Source organism: Bradyrhizobium oropedii (genome assembly GCF_020889685.1).
Taxonomy (GTDB): Bacteria; Pseudomonadota; Alphaproteobacteria; order Rhizobiales; family Xanthobacteraceae; genus Bradyrhizobium; species Bradyrhizobium oropedii.
The window spans coordinates 39,918-54,667 of the sequence record NZ_JACMYO010000034.1; the positions used below are offsets into that span (position 1 = coordinate 39,918).

16 protein-coding genes are annotated in these 14,750 nt (G+C 64.7%); 7 read left to right on the forward strand and 9 right to left on the reverse strand.

Annotation, left to right across the window (positions count from 1 at the left end; genetic code table 11):
* Positions 1-10: 10 nt before the first annotated feature.
* Positions 11-373: a DUF1304 domain-containing protein gene (locus H8A95_RS12325; protein ID WP_229183371.1), complete on the reverse strand. Its 363-nt coding sequence runs from the start codon at positions 371-373 to the stop codon at positions 11-13.
* Between the two features lie 182 nt (positions 374-555).
* Between H8A95_RS12325 and H8A95_RS12330 the strand changes: the two genes are divergently transcribed.
* The gene (locus tag H8A95_RS12330; RefSeq protein WP_229183373.1) at positions 556-1,080 is read left to right on the forward strand and encodes a methylated-DNA--[protein]-cysteine S-methyltransferase; all 525 of its coding nucleotides are present in this window, start codon (positions 556-558) and stop codon (positions 1,078-1,080) included.
* A gap of 27 nt (positions 1,081-1,107) precedes the next feature.
* On the opposite strand, the gene H8A95_RS43775 is transcribed toward H8A95_RS12330, so the two are convergent.
* The 6 genes from H8A95_RS43775 to H8A95_RS12355 form a co-directional block, all read right to left on the reverse strand.
* A complete protein-coding gene (locus H8A95_RS43775) occupies positions 1,108-1,242 on the reverse strand; it encodes a hypothetical protein (protein ID WP_274617403.1) in 135 nt (44 codons plus the stop codon).
* A 15-nt stretch (positions 1,243-1,257) separates the two neighbouring features.
* Positions 1,258-1,449, reverse strand: a complete 192-nt coding sequence (locus H8A95_RS12335) for a hypothetical protein (protein WP_229183375.1) — start codon at positions 1,447-1,449, stop codon at positions 1,258-1,260.
* Positions 1,446-1,616 carry a hypothetical protein gene (locus tag H8A95_RS12340; RefSeq protein WP_229183377.1) on the reverse strand — a complete coding sequence of 57 codons (171 nt, stop codon included), beginning with the start codon at positions 1,614-1,616 and terminating at the stop codon, positions 1,446-1,448. The genes H8A95_RS12335 and H8A95_RS12340 overlap by 4 nt, the downstream gene beginning before the upstream one ends.
* Before the next feature lie 164 nt (positions 1,617-1,780).
* The gene (locus tag H8A95_RS12345) at positions 1,781-2,155 is read right to left on the reverse strand and encodes a response regulator transcription factor (RefSeq protein WP_229183393.1); all 375 of its coding nucleotides are present in this window, start codon (positions 2,153-2,155) and stop codon (positions 1,781-1,783) included.
* Between the two features lie 101 nt (positions 2,156-2,256).
* On the reverse strand, positions 2,257-2,928 hold the full coding sequence (locus tag H8A95_RS12350) for a response regulator transcription factor (RefSeq protein WP_229183378.1): 672 nt from the start codon (positions 2,926-2,928) through the stop codon (positions 2,257-2,259).
* A complete protein-coding gene (locus H8A95_RS12355) occupies positions 2,922-4,673 on the reverse strand; it encodes a PAS domain-containing sensor histidine kinase (protein WP_229183379.1) in 1,752 nt (583 codons plus the stop codon). The genes H8A95_RS12350 and H8A95_RS12355 overlap by 7 nt, the downstream gene beginning before the upstream one ends.
* 322 nt (positions 4,674-4,995) lie before the next feature.
* Here H8A95_RS12355 and H8A95_RS12360 point away from each other — a divergent pair, with 322 nt between their 5' ends.
* Positions 4,996-5,310 (forward strand): hypothetical protein, encoded by a 315-nt coding sequence (locus H8A95_RS12360; RefSeq protein WP_229183380.1) that lies wholly within the window; start codon positions 4,996-4,998, stop codon positions 5,308-5,310.
* Between the two features lie 286 nt (positions 5,311-5,596).
* On the opposite strand, the gene H8A95_RS12365 is transcribed toward H8A95_RS12360, so the two are convergent.
* Positions 5,597-8,389: a [protein-PII] uridylyltransferase gene (locus tag H8A95_RS12365; protein WP_229183382.1), complete on the reverse strand. Its 2,793-nt coding sequence runs from the start codon at positions 8,387-8,389 to the stop codon at positions 5,597-5,599.
* Positions 8,390-8,587: 198 nt separating this feature from the next.
* Here H8A95_RS12365 and H8A95_RS12370 point away from each other — a divergent pair, with 198 nt between their 5' ends.
* The 5 genes from H8A95_RS12370 to H8A95_RS12390 all read left to right on the forward strand — a co-directional run bounded on the left by H8A95_RS12370 (position 8,588) and on the right by H8A95_RS12390 (position 12,934).
* Positions 8,588-9,562: an aliphatic sulfonate ABC transporter substrate-binding protein gene (locus H8A95_RS12370; RefSeq protein ID WP_229183384.1), complete on the forward strand. Its 975-nt coding sequence runs from the start codon at positions 8,588-8,590 to the stop codon at positions 9,560-9,562.
* A gap of 216 nt (positions 9,563-9,778) precedes the next feature.
* Positions 9,779-10,615 carry an ABC transporter permease gene (locus tag H8A95_RS12375; RefSeq protein ID WP_229183385.1) on the forward strand — a complete coding sequence of 279 codons (837 nt, stop codon included), beginning with the start codon at positions 9,779-9,781 and terminating at the stop codon, positions 10,613-10,615.
* Positions 10,615-11,400 (forward strand): ABC transporter ATP-binding protein, encoded by a 786-nt coding sequence (locus H8A95_RS12380; RefSeq protein ID WP_229183387.1) that lies wholly within the window; start codon positions 10,615-10,617, stop codon positions 11,398-11,400. Before H8A95_RS12375 ends, H8A95_RS12380 begins: the two co-directional genes overlap by 1 nt.
* Before the next feature lie 55 nt (positions 11,401-11,455).
* Positions 11,456-11,965, forward strand: a complete 510-nt coding sequence (locus H8A95_RS12385; protein WP_229183389.1) for an OsmC family protein — start codon at positions 11,456-11,458, stop codon at positions 11,963-11,965.
* Positions 11,966-12,133: 168 nt separating this feature from the next.
* Entirely contained in the window at positions 12,134-12,934 is an 801-nt protein-coding gene (locus tag H8A95_RS12390; protein WP_229183390.1) for a hypothetical protein, read from the forward strand.
* A gap of 93 nt (positions 12,935-13,027) precedes the next feature.
* Here H8A95_RS12390 and mutS read toward each other — a convergent pair.
* The coding region (gene mutS, locus H8A95_RS12395) for a DNA mismatch repair protein MutS (protein ID WP_229183392.1) at positions 13,028-14,750 on the reverse strand (1,723 nt) is incomplete at its 5' end.

The window sequence follows — 14,750 nt, forward strand, 5'->3', positions numbered from 1 at the left end:
CGATGTCGCGTTAGGCCAGCCAAAGCAGGATCAACGCCAGCGCAGCGGGTGCCGCCTGCACATAAAGGATGCGGCGGCTGACCGTGGCAGCGCCATAGGCGCCGGCGACGATCACACATAGCAGGAAGAATGCCTTGATCTGGAACGCGAAGGCTGGATTTCCGTGCACGAGGCCCCAGATCAGTCCGGCGGCGAGGAAGCCGTTGTAGAGCCCCTGATTGGCGGCGAGCGCTGCCGAGTCGGTCGCCTTCTCGATCGAGTTGCGAAAGGTCTTCAGCCCGAGCGGCTTGGTCCAGAGGAACATCTCGAGCACGAGGAAATAGATGTGCAGCGCGGCCACCACCGCGACCAGAAAATTGGCTAGCCAAAGCATGTTCGGTCCCCCCAGAGCTTCGGTTCTGATTGAATCAGAACCGAAGCTCAAGATTCTTGTTTTGACGCGTTTTCTTCACGCGGACCGGTGTCCCCTTCGCTCGGAAACGCTCTACCCGGAATTCGGGTGGACGCTAGCATGCGGGCGGTGAATTGTATGCCGAGCGATTCAGAGCGACGACAATGGCCGACCGCAAGACCGCACAGACCTTCAATCTCGACCGCCTCACAACGCCGATCGGCACGGCGCTATTGGTGACCGATGATGACGGCGTGCTGCGCGCGCTCGACTGGGACGACTATGAAGGGCGCATGCTCGACCTGCTCCGGCTGCACTACGGTGCCGTGACGCTGCAGGACGGAAGCGCGCCGGCTGCGATGCGCAAGGCGCTTGCCGATTATTTCAAGGGCGATCTCGCGCGGCTGACCGACGTCGAATGGCGCGTTGCCGGCACGCCGTTCCAGCAGAAGGTCTGGCATGCGCTGCCGAAAATTCCGCACGGCACCACCATGAGCTACGGCGCGTTGGCGGCGAAGCTGAAGGTCCCGAAGGCGATGCGTGCGGTCGGTCATGCCAACGGATCCAACCCGATCAGCGTCGTCGTGCCCTGTCACCGCCTGATCGGTGCCAACGGCTCGCTGGTCAAATATGGCGGCGGACTGGAACGCAAGCGCTGGCTGCTGCGCCACGAAGGCGTGGAGATCTAGCGGCCGAACTCAGCCGCAGTGAGACGATCAATCGAGATCCTCGCGCGGCATGTTGCGCAGATCGCGCACGATGTAGAGGAATACAATGAGCGAAGGCACCCACGCGAGTATCGCTCCTACCAGCATCGCATCGACCGTCGTCATCGGATTTCCTTCGAGCATTGTGGGCTCTCGTCGTCAGATCAGTTTTCTCGATGGGGCGCCGGTTCTGGCGAAGGGATAGAGCCACTTCCAATGGGCCTTGTTGCGTTCCAATTGCCGCTTGTAGATTTCGCGACACTTGGTCGAGCAAAACTGCTCGAAGTGCCAGCTATGGCGGATCAGTCCGAAGGGCCGCCTGCATTCCGGGTTCCCGCAGCGGCCGCTCATGATGCGGCCTCCGCCTCCGCATTCGCCCGCCAAAGCCAGCGAATGAAGTTCTCCTGACCCTTGTAGAGGCAGAGCTGTCCGCAGTAACGTTCGCCCGCCGGATTGCGCAGGCAGATGATCTTGGGCTCTTCACTGTCACATTGGGCGCAGCGCGGTTCTGCACGCATGGCGACCTCCCTCCGAGGAATTGCCATTTGCCAATCAGATTGTCTGATGCTGTCCATGCCGTCGATCGTCTCGACGGACGATGCGAAATCTCGCGCCACCGCCATCCCTGCACAATCTGTCCAGATGTTTCACGGCATTATCCTTGCGTATAGCCGATGTGAACTCATTCGCTCGTCGCGGTGCCGTGCTGCGCGAGAGCGGCATCGAGGCATCTGATCAGCGCGTCTCCGTCAAAGGGCTTGATCAGAAAGCAGATCGCTCCCGCCTCCATGGCGCGGGCTCGATCGGCTTCGACGGAAAATGCCGTGATGAAAATGAACGGAAAGCGCCGTCCATCGGCAATCAGATGGGCCTGCAGGTCGAGCCCGCTCATCGCCGGCATCCTGACATCCGCGATCACGCAGGATGTGTCATTCAGTTGCGGCGAATGCAGGAATTCTTCGGCGGACGCGTAGGTCTGGACCGCGTAGCCAAGCGACCTGACGAGATTGTGGGTCGCGGCGCGGACCGATGCGTCATCGTCGACGATTGATATCACTGGGTTGGACAAGAAAGGTTCTTCCTGGAGCGGCCAGGGCCCCCTGGGGTGCGCGTTCATGGGGCCACAGTGCGTCGCCGGCCGGGGCCGGAGAATCATACTTAGGTTTGTGCGCCGCCGCCGGATGCCGGCCCGATCCCGAGGGTCTGTGCCATCCTGACCAGATCAGGCAAGGACTTCGCCGCCATTTTCCGCATGATGTGCCCGCGGTGGATCTTGACCGTGATCTCGGCCACGCCGATTTCGGCGGCGACCTGCTTGTTCATCAGCCCCGTGGTGACGAGGCTCATGATCTGACGCTCACGAGGGGTCAGGGTCGCGAAGGCCGTGCGCAGGTCTGCGAGCGCCCTGGCATCATCGCGGCGATTTCTGTCGCGTTCGATCGCCGTCGTGACGGCATCCAGCATGTCCTGGTCGCGGAACGGCTTGGTCAGGAAGTCGACAGCACCGGCCTTCATGGCCCTCACCGTCATCGGGATATCGCCATGGCCGGTCATGAAGATGATCGGAATATGAATGGCGGCCTTGGCCAACTCCGCCTGAAAGTCGAGGCCGCTCAGCCGGGGCAGCCTGATGTCCAGGATCAGGCAGCTCGGGACATCCGGAAGCTTGTGCTGGAGAAATTCATGCGCCGACCCGAACGCCGCGGTTCGCAGGCCGACGGACCGGAAGAGATTGCTCAGCGCGTCCCGCATCGACGCGTCGTCATCGACGACGAACACGATCGGATCCTCCGCGTTTGCATGAGGCGCTGCCGCGCGTCGGATCACCATGCATGATCCTCCTGACGCAGCGGCAGCGTGAACTGGAATGTCGCGCCGGGGCCGACATTTCCGGTCACGGACAACCGGCCTCGGTGGGCCTCGACGATCGAGCGACAGATCGACAACCCCATTCCCATGCCGCTGGCTTTGGTGGTGTAGAAGGCGTCGAACAGCCGCTCGGCATTCTCGGTCGCGATGCCGATACCACAATCGCTGACGGTGACCACGATCTGCCCGGCATCGTCATGGCGCGTCCGGATCACGAGTTGGCGCGGCCTGTCCGTGACCGGCTGCATCGCCTCGATGCCGTTGATGACCAGGTTGAGGATGACTTGCTGCAGCTGAATGCGGTCGGCGACGACGGGCGGCAGCGCGGGAGCGAGGTCCAGCTGCAAGGATACGTGGTCGCTCTGCAGCTGATGCTGCACCAGGCTTATCACCTCGTTGATCGCCTCATTGATGGTGAGCGGCGCCTTCTGATCGGTCGTCTTGTTCACCAATGCGCGGACGCGCTGGATGATCTCGCCCGCCCGGTTGCCATCGCTGATGATCGACCTGACGGCTCCGCGCGCTTCGTTCAGATCGGGCGCCGCCCGGTTGAGCCATCGCAGGCATGCGGCTGCGTTGGCGACCACGGCGGCAAGCGGCTGGTTCACTTCATGGGCGATCGATGCCGCGAGTTCGCCGAGTGCCGTCACGCGCGTGACATGCGCGAGGTTGGTCTGCGCTTCGTGCAATTCGGCTTCGGCTCGCTTGCGGGCGGTCACGTCTGTGACCGCGCCGATAAACTCGGTGTCGCCCGAGAGGTTGGTCACCGCGTGCGCCCTGGCGTGGACATATTTGATCGCCCCATTGGGCATCAGCAAACGGTAGCCGTGCTCGAAGTCCTTGCCGTCGAGCGAGGCGCGGTCGATGGTCCGTTGCACGCGGGCGCGATCATCCGGATGGACACGTTGCAGGACCGTGGCATGCTTGATGGAGGGAACCCGGTCGAATTCGAAGATCCTGAACGTCTCTTCCGACCAGATGATCTCGCCGCTGGCGACATGCCAGCCGAAGCTGCCGGTGTGGCTCAGTCGCTGGGCTTCGGTCAGGTACATCTCACTCTGCTGCAGCGCGCTTTCGGCGTGTTTGCGCTCGGTAATGTCCTCGCATGCGATCAGGACGATCACCTGACCGTCGAGCCGCCGCACGGCCTTGGCATTCTCACGAACCCAAAGCCTTGAGCCGTCCTTGCGAACCTTGCGGATTTCCCAATTGTGGGTCCGGCCGATATTGTCGAGGCACGCCGCGACGTTGCGCAGGACCATATCGCGGTCTTCGGCGGCAAAAACCCGCAGCACGGATTGTCCGAGCAATTCATCGACGGTATAGCCGAGTTGTGCCGCGCCGAACGTGTTGACCGACAGCACGAGGCCCGGTGCGTCGACCATGAAGTACATGACCGGGTTGTGCTCGAACACCTCCTTCCACTGCGCTTCGCTGTTCCGCAATGCCTCGATCGCGCGCTCTTCGCCGCCGGCTTGGCCGCGCGATATCGCTTCCATCTGCCGGTTGGCGCGGCCCGCCACACGCATCACCAGCAATGCAGCGGCAAGCGAGGCGACGAGCAGCGCCAGGGCGATCAAATGGGCGGAAGTTGGAGGCTGCGGACCAAGCAGCAGGCCAATGCAGGTTGCCGCCAAGGCCAGCACCATGCCACCGAGCAGCCATTGCTCGGCCGACCAGGGCCTTGTGGTCGGGATGCGCATCATCGGACCAGCACTTGGCTGTAGCACTTGGCCATCACGGGCCGCGCTGCGTCGCTAGGTGACCGCTACCATCAGCGGCGACAACGTCGCCCTCCTAACAGACTGCACATTAGCAGCTTTCTCGACGTCCGGACGGCGTCGCGCGGGCCTTTTGGCAATCCACCCGCGTGGCATGAGGTCGCGCGGAAAGCGCAATCGGCAGACCTGATCAGGTTCAGGTTGCGGTTAAACCTAAGTATGTCGTCCCCATCCGAATGTAACGGCCGGATCAACCTCCGTTCAATGGCCAGTTTCCGTCCCGTGACTACGCTTATTGGGTAACTCGATGACGGTAGAGGTCTCCGGGCTTCGGCAATCGCCAATCAGAGAACGGGAGATTGAAACGCCCGATCGGCGCCTGCATTTGATCCTGTGCTCCGATGACGCCGGGCACGAGGCCATGCGTCAGAGACGCAACCGCGGCTTCCAGCCGTCCGTTATCGATGGTGGCAAGCAAGTCGCGAGCGTGCCGGCCGACAATTCCCGGATCGATATGCTCGACGTCTTCGATTTGGGCGTTGTGGTCTGTCAGGCGAGCTACCTGGCCTGGTTGGGGGCGAGCCTGGCGGTGCAGCATGCGCAAGCAGGTCCAGGATCGTAGGCACACAGGAGTTAGCCCCGGCAGGCTGCCGGACCGGAGCGATGGCTGCTCACGCCAGGGTCGCGCAAGACGGGTCCGAAAACAGCCTTCCGAGAGAGCCCGGAATCCAGTCCCCTCTAGCCCTGATAGATTCCGGGCTCAGTTTTTCTCCGATGCTGTCCAACCGCGTCATTCCGGGGCTCGCGAAGCGAGAGCCCGGAATCCATCGGGTCGCATATTTTGTGGTGAAATGGATTCCGGGCTCGCGCTTGCGCGCGCCCCGGAATGACGTGGAAAGAGCACGGCCTTACGCCGCCGGCTTCGCCACCTGGTCTTCGCTCGACAGCAGATGCAGCAGTGCGCTCTTGATCGCGGCCTGCCGGGTCGGGGCGGTGATCTGGGCGCCGAGCAGGTCGGTGACATAGAACACGTCGCGGGCGCGTTCGCCGAAGGTCGCGACATGCGCGGAGGCGATGTTGAGGTTGAGCTTCGAGATCGCGGTGGTGAGCTGATAGAGCAGGCCGGGCCGGTCGAGGCCGGAGACCTCGATCACGGTGTAGCGGTCGGACCACTGGTTGTTGATGGTCACTTCGGGCTCGACGATGAACGGCCGCGCCTTGCTGCGCACCGCGCGCTTGGCCACCGCCTCGGGCAGCCTGAGCTTGCCTTCCAGCACGTGCTCGATCATCTCGCCAATTCTGGTGGCGCGGCGGCCTTCATCCTCATCGCGGTCGTATTCGCGCGAGATCGAGATGGTGTCGAGCGCGCGGCCGTCGGTCGTGGTGTAGATCTGCGCGTCGACGATGTTGGCGCCGGCAGACGCACAGGCGCCCGCGATGATCGACAGCAGCCAGGGATGGTCGGTCGCGAGGATCGTGAGCTCGGTGACGGCGCGGATCTCGTCGAAGCCGACGTTGATCGCCAGCTTGTGGTCGGCCTGCTCGCTGGCGCGGATGAAGCGCGCCTGGCGGATCTTGCGTTGCAGTTCGACCTTGAGCCAGTAGGCCGGATAGTGCCGGCCGATATAGGCGTTGAGCTCCGCCTCCGGCCATTCGGTGAAGGCGCGGCGGAATTCGGCCTGCGCCACCGCAATGCGCTGGGCGCGGTTCACTTCCGAGAAGCCGCCGGTCAGCACCGGTTCGGTCTCGTAATACAGCGTGCGCAACAGCTGCGCCTTCCAGCCGTTCCACACGCCGGGGCCGACGCCGCGGATATCGGCGGTGGTCAGGATCGTCAGCAGCTTCATCTGCTCGACCGATTGCACCACGGCGGCGAAATTCTCGATGGTCTTGCGGTCCGACAAGTCGCGCGATTGCGCCACCGTCGACATCGTCAGGTGCTCCTCGATCAGCCAGGCCACCAGTTCAGTGTCAGCCGCGGAGAAGCCGAGCCGCGGGCACAGCCGCCGCGCCACCTTGGCGCCGGCGATCGAGTGATCCTCCGGCCGGCCCTTCGCGATGTCGTGCAGCAGCGTCGCGATATAGATCACCGGGCGGTGCTCGGGCCGGATCTTGCGGAACAGGTCGCTGGCGACCGTGAACTCGTCGTTGCCGCCGCGCTCGATGTCCTGCAGGTAGCCGATGCAGCGGAGCAGATGCTCGTCCACCGTATAATGGTGGTACATGTTGAACTGCATCATCGAGACGATCTTGCCGAAGGCGCGGATGAAGTGGCCGAGCACGCCGGTCTCGTTCATCCGCCGCAGCACGATCTCCGCGTTGTCGGAGGTCAGGATCTCCATGAACAGGCGGTTGGCTTCCTCGCTGTCACGAAGCTGGGTGTTGATCAGCTTCAGCGAGCGCGTCACCGTACGCATCGCGTCGGGATGGAAGGCGAGGTTGTTCTGCTGCGCGAGGCGGAAGATCCGGATCAGGTTGACCGGATCGTGCTTGAAGACGTCGGGTGCGGCGAGATTGATGCGGTTGTTGTCGACGATGAAGTCGTCGCTGCCGGCCACCCGCCGCCGCTTGGTGCCGGGCCGTAGCCGCGCCACCATCCGGCTCAGCACCGGCGCGGGCTTGTTGTGTTCTTCCTCGAGCTTGGCGCACAGGATCGCGGTGAGGTCGCCGACGTCCTTGGCGATCAGGAAGTAGTGCTTCATGAAGCGCTCGACGTCCTGCATGCCGGGATGCGAGGTGTAGCCGAGGCGGACCGCGATCTCGCGCTGCATGTCGAACGACAGCCGCTCCTCGGCGCGCCCGGCGAAGAAGTGCAGATTGCAGCGCACCGACCACAGGAAGTCGGCGCAACGGCGGAACGTGCGGTACTCCTGCGCGTCGAACACGCCGCGTTCGAGCAGTTCGTCGGTCTCGCGCACGCGGTAGACGTATTTCGCGATCCAGAACAGCGTGTGCAGGTCGCGCAGGCCGCCCTTGCCGTCCTTGACGTTGGGCTCGACCAGATAGCGCGACTGGCCGGCGCGGCGATGCCGCTCCTCGCGCTCGGCGAGCTTTGCGGTGACGAATTCCGCCGCGGTGCCCTGCACCACTTCCTTGTCGAAGCGCTCGACCAGCTCGTCATAGAGCGGCTGGTCGCCGGTCAGGAACCGGGTTTCCAGGATCGCGGTGCGGATCGTCATGTCGCCGCGCGCCTGGCGGATCGATTCATCGACCGAGCGCGTGGCGTGGCCGACCTTCAGCCCCATGTCCCACAGGCAATAGAGAATGGCTTCGGCGACCTGCTCGCCCCAGGCGGTCTGCTTGTAGGGCAGGATGAACAACAGATCGATGTCGGATTCCGGCGCCATCAACCCACGGCCATAGCCGCCGGTCGCGACCACGGCCATGCGTTCGGCGCCGGAGGGGATCGGCGAGTGATAGAGATGCCGGGTCGCCGCCGCATAGAGGATGCGGATGATCTCGTCCTGCACAAAGCAGAGCCGTTCGGCGCAGCGCCTTCCGTGGCGGTCCTTCAGCAGCAGCGCCTGCGCCGTGGTGCGCGCCGCGATCAGCTCGGCCTTGAGCAGCTGCGCCATCGCGGCGCGGAACTGGTCCTCGCGGCCGGCATGCTGTTCGGCGAGTGCATTGACCGCCGCGGTGATCCGCTCGGTCTCGAAACGATCGTCCGCTTCAGGGCGGGCCTCGGCTACGACGCTATCCATACATTCATCCGATATCGGACGGAGCTGTTGCTGTCACGGACCAAAGTATAATGACAGCAGCTCCATGCTCTCCTGGCGGCGCTTCGAGCAAGATCGTTCTCGCGCCATCTCGTAAAGGGTAGAGATTTTCTCGTTGACCGCAAGGATAACTCATTGAAATAAAAGATTGTTTCTTAATCTGATCGAGGAGATCGACGAATGCAGAAATTTTCCCGGCGCGCCTTCGCTGCGCTGCTCGCGGTCTCGACATTCCTGCCCGGTGCGGCGCTCGCCGCCGACGCGCTGAAGGAGATTCGGATCGACTGGGCGACCTACAATCCGGTGTCGATGGTCCTGAAGCAGAAGGGCCTGCTGGAGAAGGAATTCGCCAAGGACGGCATCAGCATCGTCTGGGTGCAATCGGCCGGCTCCAACAAGGCGCTCGAGTTCCTCAATGCCGGTTCGATCGATCTCGGCTCGACCGCGGGCTCGGCCGCGTTGGTCGCCCGGATCAACGGCAATCCGATCAAGTCGATCTATGTCTATTCGCGCCCCGAATGGACCGCGCTGGTCACATCAAAGGATTCCAAGATCGCGTCGGTTGCCGATCTCAAGGGCAAGCGCGTCGCGGTGACGCGCGGCACCGACCCGCACATCTTCCTGGTCCGCGCGCTGCTCGGCGCTGGTCTGACCGAGAAGGACATCACGCCGGTGCTGTTGCAGCATGCCGACGGCAAGACCGCGCTGATCCGCGGCGACGTCGATGCCTGGGCCGGCCTCGACCCGATGATGGCGCAGGCGGAAGTCGAGGACGGCGCAAAACTGTTCTACCGCAAGGCCGATGCCAACACCTGGGGCATCCTCAATGTCCGCGAGGAGTTCCTGAAGGCGCATCCGGATATCGTCCGCCGCGTGCTTGCGACTTATGAAGAAGCGCGGGAATATTCGCTGGCGAACTATGACGAGCTGAAGAAGACCTTCATCGCGGTGACCAAGCTGCCGGACGCCGTGGTCGACAAGCAGCTCAAGGAGCGCACCGAGCTGACCCACAGCCGGATCGGTAGCCCCCAGCGGGAATCGATCCTCGCCGCCGGGCTCGCGTTGCAGCAGGCGGGCGTGATCGACGCCAAGACCGACGTGAAGGCCGCGCTGGATTCGCTGATCGACGACCAGATCCCGCTGCCGACGAATTAGCTCCGTCGCCAAATTACTCTCCGTCGTCCCGGCGAAAGCCGGGACCCATAACCACAGGGCTTTGTTGTTAGACGACGCTGTGGCTCCAGCCTGCTCCATCATCACGCCCTGTGGTTGGGTCCCGGGTCGCGCTTCGCTTGCCCGGGACGACGTGGGGAGAGAGCGGGGGCACCCCCACCTTGCAATCCGCCTCGAAGAATAGTTCTTGCTATGGCCATGACCGTTGACTTGCCCGCGCTGGAACAGACGGCCGCGCCGCGTGCGGCGCCGGCGCGGTGGTCGCGTGTTGTGCGGCCGGCGCTCGGGCTCGTGGTGCCGGTCGTGCTGGCGCTCGGCTGGGAGCTCGTCGTCTATCTCGGCTATTCCAATGGTCGCCTGGTGCCGCCGCCGTCAAAGGTGTTCGAGACCATCGTGGCGCTCGCCAAAAGCGGCGAGCTGTCGCGCCATATCCTGGCGACGCTGTGGCGCGTCGGTGCCGGCTTTGCGCTCGGCGTCATCGCCGGCACCGTCATGGGCGCGATCTCCGGCTATTGGGATTTCGCCAAGCGCCTTCTTGATCCGACGGTGCAGGCGCTGCGCGCGATTCCCTCGCTCGCCTGGGTGCCGCTGTTCGTGCTCTGGCTCGGCATCTTCGAGACCTCGAAGGTCGCGCTGATCGCGGTCGGCGTGTTCTTTCCGATTTATCTCGGCGTGATGGGCGCGATCCTGTCGGTCGACCGCAAGATCGTCGAGGTCGGCCGGGTGTTCCGCCTCTCCGGACCGGCCATGATCCGCCGCATCCTGTTGCCGGCGGTGCTGCCGGCCTATGTGGTGGCGCTGCGGGTCGGGCTTGGTTTGGGGTGGATGTTCGTGGTCGCGGCCGAGCTGATCGGCGCATCCGAAGGCCTCGGCTATCTCCTGCTCGATGGCCAGCAACTCGGCAAGCCGGCGCAGATCCTCGCCGCAATCGTGATCTTCGCGATCCTCGGCAAGCTGACCGACTGGCTGATCGAGGTCGCGGCCGCGCCGCTGTTGCGGTGGCAGGATGCGTTCGGCGCGCGGGGAGGGGCCTGATGCTCGCGCTGAAAGACGTCGGCAAGACCTATCCGAACGGCGTCCACGCGCTGGAGCGTTTCTCGGCGGAGATCCAGCCCGGCGAGATCATCGCCATCATCGGCGGTTCCGGTTGCGGCAAGTCCACGCTGTTGCGCGCCATCGCCGGGCTCGATCGCGCGAGCACAGGCAGTGTGACGCTCGACAATGCGGTGATTACGTCGCCGCACGCCGAGATCGGCATCATCTTCCAGGAACCGCGGCTGCTGCCCTGGCTCAGCGTCGCCGACAATATCGGCTTCGGTCTCGCCGATCTCCCGGCCGATGCGAGGCGTGAACGCATCGCCGCGGCGCTGGCCCGCGTCGGCCTCGCCGACAAGGCCGCGGCCTGGCCGCGTGAGCTTTCCGGCGGACAGGCGCAGCGGGTCGCGATCGCCCGCGCGCTGGTGCCGCAGCCCGAAGTGCTGCTGCTCGACGAGCCGTTCTCGGCGCTCGATGCCTTCACGCGGCGCGATTTGCAGGACCATCTGCTCGACCTCTGGGCCGATACGCGGCCGACCCTGATCCTGGTCACCCATGATGTCGACGAGGCCGTGGTGCTGGCCGACCGCGTGCTGGTGATGCGGCCGCGGCCGGGCCGGCTGTTCGAAGAGATCACCATCAATCTGGCACGGCCGCGCGACCGCAAGTCGGAGCTGTTCGACACCTTCAAGCGCCGCGTGCTGACCGCGCTCGACCGGTCGCTGGACCGTTCGGTGCGTGACGTCACGGACAAATCCAGCGCCGGCGAGGCGATGTGGTGGTGACATCGGCGCCATAAGGCCTTACATCGGCATAAAGAAGAATAGCCGGGAGCAGACCATGGACTCCGCCGAACTCCGCGTAATGCAGGCTCCGATCAAGGAGCGCTACAAGACCGACCCCCAGGCCGCTGTAATCACGCTGAAGGCCAAGGGCACGATCGACAACGAAAGTCTGTCCTGCAAGGTCGAAACCGGCCGCGCGCTCGCGGTCGCCGGCCTTCACCCTGCCACCGGCGGCTCCGGGCTCGAGCTCTGCTCCGGCGACATGCTGCTGGAAGCGCTGGTCGCCTGTGCCGGCGTCACGCTGAAATCGGTCGCGACTGCGGTCGAGGTGCCGCTGAAGGTCGGCAACGTGTTCGCCGAGGGCGATCTCGATTTCCGCGGGACGCTCGGCGTCGACAAGGAGGCGCCGGTCGGCTTCCGCGAGATCCGTCTCCGCTTCGACGTCGGCACCGACGCGCCGCAGGACAAGCTCGATCTGTTGCTGAAGCTCACCGAGCGTTATTGCGTGGTCTATCAGACCATCAAGAACGGCCCGAAGGTGTCGGTGTCGATGCAGCGGGTGTAGCGGCTTTCACCGATGTCGTCCCGGCCTAGTGCGCGGTTGCGCACGGAGCCGGGACCCATACGCCGTGTCCCATCGTTGAAATTCTGCTGTTCGACGGCTGTCGTTCCCCACTAGCAGTCGTGGTTATGGGTCCCGGGTCGCGCTCCGCTTGCCCGGGACGACGGAAAAATGTCCCCTGAACTCCACTTCATCCTGCTCCTCGTGCTGCGCATGGCGGTTGCGGCCGCATTCGTGGTCAGCGCGTCCATCATCACGGAGCGGTCGGGGCCGGTGATCGGCGCGCTGATCGCAACCCTGCCGATCTCGGCCGGGCCGTCCTACACCTTCCTCGCGCTCGACCATGACGCTGCCTTCATCGCCGAGGGCGCGCTGTCGAGCCTGCCGGTCAATGCGGCGACGATCTTCATGGGCCTCACCTACGCGGTGCTGGCGCAGCGCTTCAGCATGTGGATCAGCGCGGGAAGCGCGATCGCGTTGTGGCTCGTGCTCGGCACGATCATCCGTCAGTTCGCGTGGACGCTGGCCGGCGGGCTGATCCTCAATGCCATTGCGTTTGCGATCTGCATTCCGCTGCTGAAGCCGTATCGGCACGTCGCCAAGATGCCGCTGATCGCGCGGCGCTGGTACGACATTCCGCTGCGCGCGGCCTTGGTCGCAAGCCTGGTCGGCACGGTCGTCACAGCCTCGACCTGGGTCGGCCCGCGCGTCACCGGCGTGATCGCGCTGTTTCCGATCGTGTTCTCCTCGATGATGCTGATCCTGCATCCGCGGATCGGCGGCCCCGCCACCGCCGCCGTGCTCGCCAACAGCGCCTGGGGCCTGCTCGGCTTCGGCCTTGGGATTGCCGTGCTGCATGTCGCGGTCGCGCAATTTGGCTCAGCCGTAGGCCTGAGCTGCGCACTCGCCACCTGCATCCTCTGGAATCTGGCGCTGTGGCAGATCGGGCGGAGGAAAGCCGTGAAAACGTAGGGTGGGTTAGCCGAAGGCGTAACCCGCCATCTTCTGTTGCCGCGGTGAGAAAAGCGGTGGGTTACGCTTCGCTAACCCACTCTACGGCACCTGCTACCCCTTCGGCAGCTTCGCCCGCAGCGCATAGAGCGCATCCAGCGCCTCGCGCGGCGACATTTCGTCGGGATGCAGCGCCTTCAGTGCCTCGACCAGCAGATCTGCTTCGCTCGGCGGATTGTCCTCAGCGGCGGCGCGGGAGGGGACGGCGAACAGCGGCAGGTCATCGGCGAGCGCGCGCGCAGTCTGGCCGCGGTCCTGGGCTTCGAGTTTCGCCAGCACCGATTTGGCGCGCGTGATCACGGCGGGCGGCAGGCCGGCGAGCTTTGCGACCTGGATGCCGTAGGAGCGGTCGGCGGAGCCCGGCAGCACCTCGTGCAGGAACACGACGTCGCCCTGCCACTCCTTGACCCGCACCGTGGCGTTGAACATCCGCGGCAGCTTGGCCGAGAGCGCCGTCAGTTCATGATAGTGGGTGGCAAACAGCGTGCGGCAGCGGTTGCTCTCGTGCAGATGCTCGATCGCGGCCCAGGCGATCGAAAGGCCGTCGAAGGTCGCAGTGCCGCGGCCGATCTCGTCGAGGATGACCAGCGACCGTTCGCTGGCCTGATTGAGGATCACGGCGGTCTCGACCATCTCGACCATGAAGGTCGAGCGGCCGCGCGCCAGATCGTCGGCGGCGCCGACGCGCGAGAACAGCCGGTCGACGATGCCGAGCCGCGCCCGCGACGCCGGCACATAGCTGCCAATTTGAGCAAGGAGTGCGATCAGCGCGTTCTGGCGCAGGAAGGTCGACTTACCGGCCATGTTCGGGCCGGTGATCAGCCAGAGCTGGCCGGATTTCTGTGCAGGCGCCGGCGACAAATCGCAGGCATTGGCGATGAACGGCTGGCCGTCGCGCTTCAGCGCCTGCTCGACGACTGGATGCCGTCCGCCCTCGATTGCAAAGCCGAGCGAGCCGTCGACATCGGGCCGCACGTAATTGTCGTCGATCGCGAGCTTGGCCAATGAGGTCGCGACGTCGAGCATCGCAAAGGCATGCGCGGCGTTGCGCAGATCGTCGCTGGCCGCGAGCGCCATCGCGCTCAAGCGCTCGAAGATCTCGAGCTCGAGATTGAGCGCGCGCTCGCCGGCATTGGCGATCTTGGCCTCGATCTCGCCGAGCTCCGCAGTCGTGAAGCGGACCTGCCCGGCCAGCGTCTGGCGGTGGATGAAGGTCGCATTCAACGGCGGCGCGAACAGCTTGTCGCCGTGCTGCGCGGTGACCTCGACGAAATAGCCGAGCACGTTGTTATGCCGGATCTTCAGCGTCTTGATGCCGGTGTCCTCGGCATAGCGCGCCTGCATCGCGGCGACGACGAGACGCGATGCATCGCGAAGATTGCGGCTTTCGTCGAGCGCGGCCTCATAGCCTTCGCGGACGAAGCCGCCGTCGCGCTTGATCAGTGGCAGTTGCTCGGAGAGTGCGCGGGAGAATTCTCGCGCCAGGTCGCGCGAGGGGCGCTGGAGCGCCGCCATCACCGTCGAAACCTCGGCCGGCGGATCGGCAAGCTGCGCCAGCAGCTCCAGCGCCTGGTCGGCGGCAAGGATGCCGTCGCGCAGGCTGGCGAGATCGCGCGGACCGCCGCGGCCGACCGAGAGCCGCGCCAGCGCGCGCGACATGTCGGGCGCCGCGCGCAGCACGGTGCGGATGTCCTCGCGCGCGGCTGAGTCTGCAACGAAGGCGGTGACTGCGTCGAGCCGCCGCGCGATGACGGCGACATCGGTCAGCGGTGCGGCG

Bases quoted from the DNA above. Each gene is read 5' to 3' on its own strand.
- H8A95_RS12325 (WP_229183371.1), bottom strand. From the start codon at position 373: ATGCTTTGGCTAGCCAATTTTCTGGTCGCGGTGGTGGCCGCGCTGCAC.
- H8A95_RS12330 (WP_229183373.1), top strand. From the start codon at position 556: ATGGCCGACCGCAAGACCGCACAGACCTTCAATCTCGACCGCCTCACA.
- H8A95_RS43775 (WP_274617403.1), bottom strand. From the start codon at position 1,242: ATGCTCGAAGGAAATCCGATGACGACGGTCGATGCGATGCTGGTAGGA.
- H8A95_RS12335 (WP_229183375.1), bottom strand. From the start codon at position 1,449: ATGAGCGGCCGCTGCGGGAACCCGGAATGCAGGCGGCCCTTCGGACTG.
- H8A95_RS12340 (WP_229183377.1), bottom strand. From the start codon at position 1,616: ATGCGTGCAGAACCGCGCTGCGCCCAATGTGACAGTGAAGAGCCCAAG.
- H8A95_RS12350 (WP_229183378.1), bottom strand. From the start codon at position 2,928: ATGGTGATCCGACGCGCGGCAGCGCCTCATGCAAACGCGGAGGATCCG.
- H8A95_RS12355 (WP_229183379.1), bottom strand. From the start codon at position 4,673: ATGATGCGCATCCCGACCACAAGGCCCTGGTCGGCCGAGCAATGGCTG.
- H8A95_RS12360 (WP_229183380.1), top strand. From the start codon at position 4,996: ATGACGGTAGAGGTCTCCGGGCTTCGGCAATCGCCAATCAGAGAACGG.
- H8A95_RS12365 (WP_229183382.1), bottom strand. From the start codon at position 8,389: ATGGATAGCGTCGTAGCCGAGGCCCGCCCTGAAGCGGACGATCGTTTC.
- H8A95_RS12370 (WP_229183384.1), top strand. From the start codon at position 8,588: ATGCAGAAATTTTCCCGGCGCGCCTTCGCTGCGCTGCTCGCGGTCTCG.
- H8A95_RS12375 (WP_229183385.1), top strand. From the start codon at position 9,779: ATGACCGTTGACTTGCCCGCGCTGGAACAGACGGCCGCGCCGCGTGCG.
- H8A95_RS12380 (WP_229183387.1), top strand. From the start codon at position 10,615: ATGCTCGCGCTGAAAGACGTCGGCAAGACCTATCCGAACGGCGTCCAC.
- H8A95_RS12385 (WP_229183389.1), top strand. From the start codon at position 11,456: ATGGACTCCGCCGAACTCCGCGTAATGCAGGCTCCGATCAAGGAGCGC.
- H8A95_RS12390 (WP_229183390.1), top strand. From the start codon at position 12,134: ATGTCCCCTGAACTCCACTTCATCCTGCTCCTCGTGCTGCGCATGGCG.